Source organism: Streptomyces sp. NPDC006450, from assembly GCF_040612195.1.
Classification (GTDB): Bacteria; Actinomycetota; Actinomycetes; order Streptomycetales; family Streptomycetaceae; genus Streptomyces.
On record NZ_JBEXPT010000163.1, the window covers coordinates 1 to 11,177 of the forward strand.

Consider the following 11,177-nt stretch of genomic DNA (forward strand, 5'->3'; position numbering starts at 1 on the left):
GCCGCCCCCCCAAACCACCACACACCCCCCGCCGGCCCGCCCCCGCGCCCGCGCCCGGGCGCCCGGGGGGGTCGGCCCCGGCCCCCCCCCCCCCCCCCCCCCCCCCCCCCCCCTCCGTCGTACGCCGGGGCGGCATGGGGGAAGCCGCATGGAAAACCGGTGGGTGCCGGGAGCCTGTCGGCTCCCGGCACCCACCGGTAAACGTTTCTGCTGAGACCTGGGGGACTAGATGTCCTCGTGCGCCACCGCGCGACGCGCGTCCGCGTCCAGAACGCCCCAGCTGATCAGCTGCTCGGTCAGGACCGAGGGCGACTGGTCGTAGATGACGGCGAGGGTGCGCAGGTCGTCCTGGCGGATCGAGAGCACCTTGCCGTTGTAGTCGCCGCGCTGGCTCTGGATGGTCGCGGCGTAACGCTGCAGCGGGCCGGCCTTCTCGGCGGGCACGTGGGCCAGGCGCTCCAGGTCCAGGCGCAGCTTCGGCGGCGGCTCGGCCGCTCCGCCGGGGGTCGTGCCCGGCAGCAGTTCCTGCACCGGAACCCCGTAGAAGTCCGCCAGCTCGGCGAGACGCTGGACGGTCACGGCGCGGTCTCCGCGCTCGTAAGAACCGACCACCACGGCCTTCCACCGGCCCTGGGACTTCTCCTCGACACCGTGGAGGGAAAGGCCCTGCTGGGTGCGGATGGCGCGGAGCTTGGCCCCGAGCTGTTTGGCGTATTCGCTGGACATAACGCTCCCGGACGCTGTGACGACTATGACCACGTGCGGCTCCGCCGCGCGGCTGGTAACTCACTGTGAGGTTACGCAGCGTTACTTGGATGCGTCAAGCCGAATGGTCTCCGACGCCCGCGTAAGAGGGGTTCTGGTCTGCCCCGATGCCAGGTCGCGGGAATCCCCCTGGTACCGTGGAACGCGTACATCCGACGTCCTTTAAGGTCCGTCCCGTGAGGCGGAGAAGGAGGTCCTTTTCATGGACACTCAGCACGATCGCCAGGATCAGGAAACAGCTGCCGATGTCATGCGCCCCGTTCTCGAAGCGCAGGACATCGCCCGGGTCCTGACCCGCATCGCCCACGAAATCGTCGAACGCGCCAAGGGCGCCGACGACGTGGTGCTCCTCGGCATTCCCACCCGCGGCGTGTTCCTCGCCCGCCGGCTGGCCGCCAAGCTCGAAGAGATCACCGGTGCGAAGATCCCGGTCGGCTCCCTCGACATCACCATGTACCGCGACGATCTGCGGATGAAGCCGGCCCGGGCCATCGGCCGCACCGAGATTCCCGGCGACGACATCGACGGCCGCCTGGTCGTCCTCGTCGACGACGTTCTCTTCTCCGGCCGCACCATCCGCGCCGCCCTCGACGCCCTCGGCGACCTCGGCCGCCCCCGCGCGGTACAGCTCGCGGTCCTCGTCGACCGTGGCCACCGCGAACTGCCGATCCGCGCCGACTACGTCGGCAAGAACCTCCCCACGTCGCTGCGGGAGAACGTCCAGGTCCAGGTCCAGGAGGAGGACGGCCGCGACGCCGTGCTGCTCGGCCAGCGGACCGATCGGGCAGCCGGGCAGTAGCCCCTGACGACGGCCGGGCCCCTCGGGGTCCGCGCCGGAGCCTGCCCTGCCCGCACCCCCAGCCCCGTCTGCCCTCCCCACGGCTTTGACCTCACCGACCAACGGAGCACCCGGATGAAGCGCCACCTCATCTCGGCCGCCGATCTCACGCGCGACGACGCCGTCCTGATCCTCGACACCGCCGAGGAGATGGCACGCGTCGCGGACCGGCCGATCAAGAAGCTGCCCACCCTGCGCGGCCGCACGATCTGCAACCTCTTCTTCGAGGACTCGACCCGGACCCGGATCTCCTTCGAGGCCGCCGAGAAGCGCCTCTCCGCCGATGTCATCAACTTCGCGGCCAAGGGCTCCAGCGTCTCCAAGGGCGAGTCCCTCAAGGACACGGCCCAGACCCTGGAGGCCATGGGCGTCGACGCGGTCGTCATCCGCCACCACGCCTCCGGCGCCCCCTACCGCCTCGCCACCTCCGGCTGGATCGACGCCCCGGTGATCAACGCCGGCGACGGCACCCACGAGCACCCCACGCAGGCCCTGCTCGACGCCTTCACCATGCGCCGCCGCCTGGTCGGCAAGGACGCCGGGCTCGGCAAGGACCTGAACGGCCGCCGGATCACCATCGTCGGCGACGTCCTGCACAGCCGGGTCGCCCGCTCCAACGTCCACCTGCTGCACACCCTCGGCGCGCAGGTCACCCTGGTGGCCCCGCCCACCCTGGTGCCCGTCGGCGTCGAGGCCTGGCCGTGCGAGATCTCGTACAGCCTGGACGAGGTGCTGCCGAAGTCCGACGCCGTGATGATGCTGCGCGTGCAGCGCGAGCGGATGAACGCCGCCTTCTTCCCGACCGAGCGCGAGTACTCCCGCCGCTACGGCCTGGACGGCGCCCGCATGGCGCGCATGCCCGAGCACGCCATCGTGATGCACCCCGGGCCGATGGTCCGCGGCATGGAGATCACCGCCGAGGTCGCCGACTCCGACCGCTGCACGGTCATCGAGCAGGTCACCAACGGCGTCTCGATCCGCATGGCCGTCCTGTACCTGCTGCTCGGAGGCTCCGAGCCCGCCGTCACCACCACCAGCACGCCCCGCACCGAGGAGAGCAAGTAACGATGAGCAAGATCCTTATCCGTGGCGCGAAGGTACTCGGTGGCGACGTCCAGGACGTCCTGATCGACGGCGAGACCATCGCCGCCGTGGGCACCGGCCTCGACGCCGGCGACGGAGTCGTCATCGAGGCCGCGGGCCAGGTCCTCCTCCCCGGCCTCGTCGACCTCCACACCCACCTGCGCGAGCCCGGCCGCGAGGACTCCGAGACCGTCCTCACCGGCACCCGCGCCGCCGCCTCCGGCGGCTACACCGCCGTCTTCGCCATGGCCAACACCTTCCCCGTCGCCGACACCGCCGGCGTCGTCGAGCAGGTGTGGCGCCTGGGCAAGGAGTCCGGCTACTGCGACGTGCAGCCCATCGGCGCCGTCACCGTCGGCCTGGAGGGCAAGCAGCTCTCCGAGCTCGGCGCCATGCACGAGTCCGCCGCCCGCGTCACCGTCTTCTCCGACGACGGCAAGTGCGTGGACGACGCCGTGATCATGCGCCGCGCCCTGGAGTACGTGAAGGCCTTCGGCGGCGTCGTCGCCCAGCACGCCCAGGAGCCCCGCCTCACCGAGGGCGCCCAGATGAACGAGGGCATCGTCTCGGCCGAGCTCGGCCTCGGCGGCTGGCCGGCCGTCGCCGAGGAATCGGTCATCGCCCGCGACGTCCTGCTCGCCGAGCACGTCGGCTCCCGCGTCCACATCTGCCACCTCTCCACCGCCGGCTCCGTCGAGATCATCCGCTGGGCCAAGTCCCGCGGCATCGACGTCACCGCCGAGGTCACCCCGCACCACCTGCTCCTCACCGACGAGCTCGTGCGCTCGTACAACCCGGTCTACAAGGTCAACCCGCCGCTGCGCACCGAGGCCGACGTCCTGGCCCTGCGCGAGGCGCTCGCCGACGGCACGATCGACATCGTCGCCACCGACCACGCCCCGCACCCGCACGAGGACAAGGACTGCGAGTGGGCCGCCGCCGCCATGGGCATGGTGGGCCTGGAGACCGCGCTCTCCGTCGTCCAGCAGACGATGGTGGAGACCGGACTGCTCGACTGGGCGGGCGTCGCCGAGCGGATGTCCTTCGCCCCGGCGCGCATCGGCAGCCTCCCGAACCACGGACGACCCGTCTCGGCAGGTGAACCCGCGAACCTGACCTTGGTCGATACCTCGTACCGTGGTGTCGTGGACCCCGCACACTTCGCCTCCCGCAGCCGCAACACGCCTTACGAGGGCCGTGAGCTGCCGGGGCGCGTCACTCACACCTTCCTGCGGGGCCGGGCAACGGTCGTGGACGGGACGCTGGCGTGACACCTGCAGTAATCCAACTGGCCGCCGAGGCGACACGAAAGTCCGCGGAGGTGACGGACTGGGGCGCCCGCATCGCGTGGGTGATCGGTCTGCTCGTCTTCATCGCGTTCGTGTACTGGCTGATGCGGCAGGGCTGGAAATGGCGCGGCACCCTGCAGAGCGATCTGCCGGAGCTGCCCGCCGCCCCCGGCGGCCTCCCCGAACACCGGCTGGCCCTGACCGGCCGGTACCACGGGTCCACCACCGCCGGGCAGTGGCTCGACCGGATCGTCGCCCACGGACTGGGCGTCCGCAGCCGGGTCGAGCTCACGCTCACCGACGCGGGCCTCGACGTGGTCCGTCCGGGTGCCACCGACTTCTTCGTACCGGCCGCGCAACTGCGCGGCGCCCGCCTCGACAAGGGAATCGCGGGCAAGGTACTCACCGAGGGCGGTCTCCTCGTCGTCACATGGGCGCACGGCGACAGGCTGATCGACTCCGGATTCCGCTCCGACCGTGCGGCGGAACACGCCGCCTGGGTCGAAGCGATCAACGACATGAACCACTCAATCACCACGACGGAAGGCGCCGAACGATGACGACCTCCACCAGGGGAGCAGCCAAAGCTCCCGCCGTACTCGTCCTGGAGGACGGTCGGATCTTCCGCGGCCGCGCCTACGGCGCTGTGGGGGAGACCTTCGGCGAGGCCGTGTTCTCCACCGGCATGACCGGCTACCAGGAGACCCTCACCGACCCGTCGTACCACCGGCAGGTCGTCGTGATGACCGCCCCGCACGTGGGCAACACCGGCGTCAACGACGAGGACCCCGAGTCCTCCCGCATCTGGGTCGCCGGGTACGTCGTACGCGACCCCGCCCGCGTCCCCTCCAACTGGCGCTCCGTGCGCTCGCTGGACGAGGAGCTCGTTGCGCAGGGCGTCGTCGGGATCTCCGGCGTCGACACCCGCGCCCTGACCCGCCACCTGCGCGAGCGCGGCGCCATGCGCGTCGGCATCTTCTCGGGCGAGGCCTGGGAGGGCGTGCGCGACGAGGCGCTGCTGGCCAAGGTCCAGGCCGCCCCGCAGATGAAGGGCGCCAACCTCTCCGCCGAGGTCGCCACCAAGGAGACCTACGTCGTCCCCGCGATCGGTGAGAAGAAGTTCACCGTCGCCGCCGTCGACCTCGGCATCAAGGGCATGACCCCGCACCGGATGGCCGAGCGCGGCATCGAGGTGCACGTGCTCCCCGCCACCGCCACCGTCGAGGACGTGTACGCGGTCGACCCCGACGGCGTGTTCTTCTCCAACGGCCCGGGCGACCCGGCCACCGCCGACCACGCGGTCTCCGTCATGCAGGGCGTCCTCGCCCGCAAGACCCCGCTCTTCGGCATCTGCTTCGGCAACCAGATCCTGGGCCGCGCGCTCGGCTTCGGCACGTACAAGCTGAAGTACGGCCACCGCGGCATCAACCAGCCCGTGCAGGACCGCACCACCGGCAAGGTCGAGATCACCGCGCACAACCACGGCTTCGCCGTGGACGCGCCCCTCGACAAGGTGTCCGAGACCCCCTACGGCCGCGCCGAGGTCTCCCACGTCTGCCTGAACGACAACGTCGTGGAAGGCCTCCAGCTGCTCGACCAGCCGGCCTTCTCCGTCCAGTACCACCCCGAGGCGGCCGCCGGCCCGCACGACGCCGCGTACCTCTTCGACCGCTTCACGTCTTTGATGAACACCGCCCAGATGGAGGCCGATCGTGCCTAAGCGCACCGATATCCAGTCCGTCCTGGTCATCGGCTCCGGCCCGATCGTCATCGGCCAGGCCGCCGAGTTCGACTACTCCGGGACCCAGGCCTGCCGCATCCTCAAGGCCGAAGGCCTGCGGGTGATCCTGGTGAACTCCAACCCCGCCACGATCATGACCGACCCGGAGATCGCCGACGCCACGTACGTCGAGCCGATCACCCCCGAGTTCGTCGAGAAGATCATCGCGAAGGAGCGCCCCGACGCGCTGCTCCCGACCCTCGGCGGCCAGACCGCGCTGAACACCGCCATCTCCATGCACGAGCAGGGCGTGCTGGAGAAGTACAACGTCGAGCTCATCGGCGCCAACGTCGAGGCGATCAACAAGGGCGAGGACCGCGACCTCTTCAAGGGCGTCGTCGAAGCAGTCAACGCCAAGATCGGCTACGGCGAGTCCGCGCGCTCGGTCATCTGCCACACGATGGACGACGTCATCCAGGGCGTCGACACCCTCGGCGGCTACCCCGTCGTCGTGCGCCCCTCCTTCACCATGGGCGGCGCCGGCTCCGGCTTCGCCCACGACGAGGACGAGCTGCGCCGCATCGCCGGCCAGGGCCTGATGCTCTCCCCGACCACCGAGGTGCTCCTGGAGGAGTCCATCCTCGGCTGGAAGGAGTACGAGCTGGAGCTCATGCGCGACACCAAGGACAACGTCGTCGTCGTCTGCTCCATCGAGAACTTCGACCCGATGGGCGTCCACACCGGTGACTCGATCACCGTCGCCCCGGCGATGACCCTCACCGACCGCGAGTACCAGCGCCTGCGCGACATCGGCATCGCGATCATCCGCGAGGTCGGCGTCGACACCGGCGGCTGCAACATCCAGTTCGCGATCGACCCGGTCGACGGCCGCGTCATCGTCATCGAGATGAACCCGCGCGTCTCGCGCTCCTCGGCGCTCGCGTCGAAGGCCACCGGCTTCCCGATCGCCAAGATCGCCGCCAAGCTGGCCATCGGCTACACCCTCGACGAGGTCCCCAACGACATCACCGAGAAGACGCCGGCCTCCTTCGAGCCGTCCCTCGACTACGTCGTCGTCAAGGCCCCGCGCTTCGCCTTCGAGAAGTTCCCGCTCGCCGACGCCACCCTCACCACCACCATGAAGTCGGTGGGCGAGGCCATGGCCATCGGCCGCAACTTCACCGAGGCCCTGCAGAAGGCCCTGCGCTCGCTGGAGAAGAAGGGCTCGCAGTTCACCTTCGTCGGCCCCACCGGCGACAAGGACGAACTGCTCGCCACCGCGGTCCGCCCCACCGACGGCCGCATCAACACCGTCATGCAGGCCATTCGCGCCGGCGCCACCCAGGAAGAGGTCTTCGAGTCCACGAAGATCGACCCCTGGTTCGTCGACCAGCTCTTCCTCATCAAGGAGATCGCGGACGACCTGGCCGCCGCCGACAAGCTCCACCCCGAGCTGCTCGCCGAGGCCAAGCGCCACGGATTCTCCGACAGCCAGATCGCCGAGATCCGCGGCCTGCGCGAGGACGTCGTCCGCGAGGTCCGCCACGCACTGGGCGTCCGCCCGGTCTACAAGACCGTCGACACCTGCGCCGCCGAGTTCGCCGCGAAGACCCCGTACTTCTACTCGTCCTACGACGAGGAGTCCGAGGTCGCCCCGCGCGAGAAGCCCGCGGTCATCATCCTGGGCTCCGGCCCGAACCGCATCGGCCAGGGCATCGAGTTCGACTACTCCTGCGTCCACGCCTCCTTCGCCCTCAGCGACGCCGGCTACGAGACCGTGATGGTCAACTGCAACCCGGAGACCGTCTCCACCGACTACGACACCTCCGACCGCCTGTACTTCGAGCCGCTCACGCTCGAAGACGTGCTGGAGATCGTCCACGCCGAATCGCTGGCGGGCCCCATCGCCGGCGTCATCGTCCAGCTCGGCGGCCAGACCCCCCTGGGCCTCGCCCAGGCCCTCAAGGACAACGGCGTCCCCGTCGTCGGCACCCCGCCGGAGGCCATCCACGCCGCCGAGGACCGCGGCGCCTTCGGCCAGGTCCTCGCCGAGGCCGGCCTGCCCGCCCCCAAGCACGGCACCGCCACCACCTTCGCCGGCGCCAAGGCCATCGCCGACGAGATCGGCTACCCCGTCCTCGTACGCCCCTCGTACGTGCTCGGCGGCCGCGGCATGGAGATCGTCTACGACGAGGACCGGCTGTCCTCCTACATCGCCGAGTCCACCGAGATCTCGCCGACCCGCCCCGTGCTGGTCGACCGGTTCCTCGACGACGCGATCGAGATCGACGTCGACGCCCTCTACGACGGCACCGAGCTCTACCTCGGCGGCGTCATGGAGCACATCGAGGAAGCCGGCATCCACTCCGGCGACTCGGCCTGCGCCCTGCCCCCGATCACCCTCGGCGGCTACGACATCAAGCGCCTGCGGGCCTCCACCGAGGCCATCGCCAAGGGCGTCGGCGTCCGCGGCCTGATCAACATCCAGTTCGCGATGGCGGGTGACATCCTCTACGTCCTGGAGGCCAACCCGCGCGCCTCCCGGACCGTCCCCTTCACCTCGAAGGCGACCGCCGTCCCGCTCGCGAAGGCCGCCGCCCGCATCTCGCTCGGCACCACCATCGCCGAGCTCCGCGAAGAGGGCATGCTCCCGAAGACCGGCGACGGCGGCACCCTGCCGCTCGACGCGCCGATCTCCGTCAAGGAGGCCGTCATGCCGTGGTCGCGCTTCCGCGACATCCACGGCCGCGGCGTCGACACCGTCCTCGGCCCGGAGATGCGCTCCACCGGCGAGGTCATGGGCATCGACTCCGTCTTCGGCACGGCCTACGCCAAGTCGCAGGCCGGCGCCTACGGCCCGCTGCCCACCAAGGGCCGTGCCTTCATCTCCGTCGCCAACCGCGACAAGCGCACGATGATCTTCCCGGCGCGCGAGCTCGTCGCCCACGGCTTCGAGCTGATGGCCACCTCCGGGACCGCCGAGGTCCTGCGCCGCAACGGCATCAACGCCACCGTCGTGCGCAAGCTCAGCGAGGGAGAGGGCCCGGACGGCGAGAAGACCATCGTCCAGCTCATCCACGACGGCCAGGTCGACCTGATCGTCAACACCCCGTACGGCACCGGTGGCCGCCTCGACGGCTACGAGATCCGTACGGCCGCCGTGGCGCGCGGCGTCCCGTGCCTCACCACGGTCCAGGCGCTCGCCGCGGCCGTCCAGGGCATCGACGCGCTCAACCGCGGCGACGTGGGCGTCCGCTCGCTCCAGGAGCACGCGGAGCGGCTGACCGCGGCCCGCGACTAGCAGCCCGTACGAAAGGGGGGCACCGGCGACAGCGACCGGTGTCCCCCCTTTCATGAGTGCAAAAGGGATATTTCGGACGATGTACAAACTGTTCTTCAACCTCGTCTTCAAGCGGATGGACCCGGAGCAGGCCCACTACATGGCCTTCCGCTGGATCCGCCTCGCCGCCCGCACCCCGGTGCTGCGCACCTTCGTCGCCGCCTACCTGGCCCCCCGGTACGCGCAACTGCGCACCGAGGCCCTCGGGCTGCGGATGCACGGCCCCTTCGGGCTCGCGGCCGGCTTCGACAAGAACGCCGTCGCCATCGACGGCATGTCGATGCTCGGCTTCGACCACATCGAGATCGGCACCGTCACCGCCGAGCCCCAGCCCGGCAACCCGAAGAAGCGGCTGTTCCGGCTCGTCCCGGACCGCGCGCTGATCAACCGCATGGGCTTCAACAACGAGGGCTCGACGGCCGTCGCCGAGCGCCTGGCCGCCCGCAACCCGGTCTTCAAGACGGTCGTCGGCGTCAACATCGGCAAGACGAAGGTCGTCCCCGAGGAGGAGGCCGTCGCGGACTACGTCGCCTCCACCGAGCGCCTGGCCCGGCACGCGGACTACCTCGTCGTCAACGTCTCCTCCCCGAACACGCCGGGCCTGCGCAACCTCCAGGCCACGGAGTCGCTGCGCCCCCTGCTGAGCGCCGTGCGCGAGGCCGCGGACCGCGTCGTGACCGACCGGCGGGTCCCACTGCTCGTCAAGATCGCGCCGGACCTCGCGGACGAGGACGTGGACGCGGTCGCCGACCTGGCCCTGGAGCTGGGCCTGGACGGCATCATCGCGACGAACACGACGATCGCCCGCGACGGCCTGGGCCTGAAGTCCGACCCCTCGCTGGTCAAGGAGACCGGCGGCCTGTCTGGCGCCCCGGTCAAGGAGCGCTCGCTGGAGGTCCTGCGCCGGCTGTACGCCCGCGTGGGCGACCGGCTGGTCCTGGTCGGCGTCGGCGGCATCGAGAACGCCGAGGACGCCTGGCAGCGGATCCTGGCGGGCGCGAGCCTGGTCCAGGGCTACAGCGCCTTCATCTACGAGGGCCCCTGCTACGCCCGCGCCATCCACAAGGGCCTGGCCGCGCGCCTGGCCGCCAGCCCGTACGCGACGCTCGCCGAAGCGGTGGGCGCGGAAACCCGAAAGGCCTCCCTGTGACCTCCGCCCCTGTGATCCCCTTCGGTACGCGCCTGCGCGAGGCGATGGACACCCGCGGGCCGCTCTGCGTGGGGATCGACCCGCACGCGGCGCTGCTGGCCTCCTGGGGCCTGAACGACGACGTCGCGGGCCTGGAGAAGTTCTCCCGCACGGTGGTCGAGGCGCTGGCCGACTCCGTCGCGGTCTTCAAGCCGCAGGCGGCGTTCTTCGAGCGGTTCGGCTCGCGCGGCATCGCGGTTCTGGAGCAGACGGTGGCCGACGCCCGTGCGGCGGGCGCGCTCGTCGTCATGGACGCGAAGCGGGGCGACATCGGCTCGACGATGGCCGCCTACGCGGAGACCTTCCTCTCGCCCTCCTCGCCGCTCTTCTCCGACGCGCTGACGGTCTCCCCGTATCTCGGCTACGGCTCGCTGAAGCCGGCCGTCGACCTGGCGCGGGAGTCGGGGGCCGGTCTGTTCGTCCTGGCCCTGACCTCGAACCCGGAGGGCGCGGAGGTCCAGCGGGCGGTACGCGAGGACGGCCGGTCGATCGGCGCGACGATGCTGGCGCACCTGGCCGCGGAGAACGCCGGGGCCTCCCCGATGGGCTCCTTCGGAGCCGTGGTCGGGGCGACCCTCGGGGACCTGTCCTCCTTCGACCTGGACATCAACGGGCCGCTGCTGGCCCCCGGCATCGGGGCGCAGGGCGCGACGGCGGCGGACCTCCCGGCGGTGTTCGGCGGGGCCGTGCGCAACGTCGTCCCGAACGTGTCGCGGGGCGTGCTGAAGCACGGCCCCGACGCGGCCGCGCTCCGCGCCTCGGCGCACGCCTTTGCCGAGGAGATCCGCGCCGCGGTCGCGTCGGCGTAGCCCCCAGGAGCGGAGCCCTGCGGCGCCGTCCCCTACCCGACCTTCCTCCGTTCCCCGGGCGCTGCCCGGACCCGGTCCTCGAACGCCGGACGGGCTGAAGGATCGCCTCGAACGCCGGCGGAGCCGGATACGTCCGGCTCCGCC

At 70.9% G+C, this 11,177-nt stretch carries 9 protein-coding genes; 8 read left to right on the forward strand and 1 reads right to left on the reverse strand.

Annotation, left to right across the window (positions count from 1 at the left end; translation table 11 throughout):
* Nucleotides 1-225: 225 nt before the first annotated feature.
* Nucleotides 226-726 carry a transcriptional regulator BldD gene (gene bldD / locus ABZY57_RS29955; RefSeq protein ID WP_069929708.1) on the reverse strand — a complete coding sequence of 167 codons (501 nt, stop codon included), beginning with the start codon at nucleotides 724-726 and terminating at the stop codon, nucleotides 226-228.
* A 241-nt stretch (nucleotides 727-967) separates the two neighbouring features.
* Here bldD and pyrR point away from each other — a divergent pair, with 241 nt between their 5' ends.
* The 8 genes from pyrR to pyrF all read left to right on the forward strand — a co-directional run bounded on the left by pyrR (nucleotide 968) and on the right by pyrF (nucleotide 11,033).
* On the forward strand, nucleotides 968-1,564 hold the full coding sequence (gene pyrR / locus ABZY57_RS29960; protein ID WP_356517228.1) for a bifunctional pyr operon transcriptional regulator/uracil phosphoribosyltransferase PyrR: 597 nt from the start codon (nucleotides 968-970) through the stop codon (nucleotides 1,562-1,564).
* A gap of 114 nt (nucleotides 1,565-1,678) precedes the next feature.
* On the forward strand, nucleotides 1,679-2,668 hold the full coding sequence (locus tag ABZY57_RS29965) for an aspartate carbamoyltransferase catalytic subunit (RefSeq protein ID WP_356517230.1): 990 nt from the start codon (nucleotides 1,679-1,681) through the stop codon (nucleotides 2,666-2,668).
* 2 nt (nucleotides 2,669-2,670) lie between these two features.
* Nucleotides 2,671-3,957 (forward strand): dihydroorotase, encoded by a 1,287-nt coding sequence (locus ABZY57_RS29970; protein WP_356517232.1) that lies wholly within the window; start codon nucleotides 2,671-2,673, stop codon nucleotides 3,955-3,957.
* Nucleotides 3,954-4,535: a hypothetical protein gene (locus ABZY57_RS29975; RefSeq protein ID WP_356517234.1), complete on the forward strand. Its 582-nt coding sequence runs from the start codon at nucleotides 3,954-3,956 to the stop codon at nucleotides 4,533-4,535. Before ABZY57_RS29970 ends, ABZY57_RS29975 begins: the two co-directional genes overlap by 4 nt.
* Complete coding sequence (gene carA, locus ABZY57_RS29980) at nucleotides 4,532-5,695, forward strand: glutamine-hydrolyzing carbamoyl-phosphate synthase small subunit (RefSeq protein WP_356517236.1); 1,164 nt, start codon at nucleotides 4,532-4,534, stop codon at nucleotides 5,693-5,695. The genes ABZY57_RS29975 and carA overlap by 4 nt, the downstream gene beginning before the upstream one ends.
* Nucleotides 5,688-8,996 carry a carbamoyl-phosphate synthase large subunit gene (gene carB, locus ABZY57_RS29985; protein ID WP_356517238.1) on the forward strand — a complete coding sequence of 1,103 codons (3,309 nt, stop codon included), beginning with the start codon at nucleotides 5,688-5,690 and terminating at the stop codon, nucleotides 8,994-8,996. Before carA ends, carB begins: the two co-directional genes overlap by 8 nt.
* 79 nt (nucleotides 8,997-9,075) lie before the next feature.
* Entirely contained in the window at nucleotides 9,076-10,185 is a 1,110-nt protein-coding gene (locus tag ABZY57_RS29990; RefSeq protein ID WP_356517240.1) for a quinone-dependent dihydroorotate dehydrogenase, read from the forward strand.
* Nucleotides 10,182-11,033: an orotidine-5'-phosphate decarboxylase gene (pyrF, locus tag ABZY57_RS29995; RefSeq protein WP_356517242.1), complete on the forward strand. Its 852-nt coding sequence runs from the start codon at nucleotides 10,182-10,184 to the stop codon at nucleotides 11,031-11,033. The genes ABZY57_RS29990 and pyrF overlap by 4 nt, the downstream gene beginning before the upstream one ends.
* The last annotated feature ends 144 nt before the right edge of the window (nucleotides 11,034-11,177 follow it).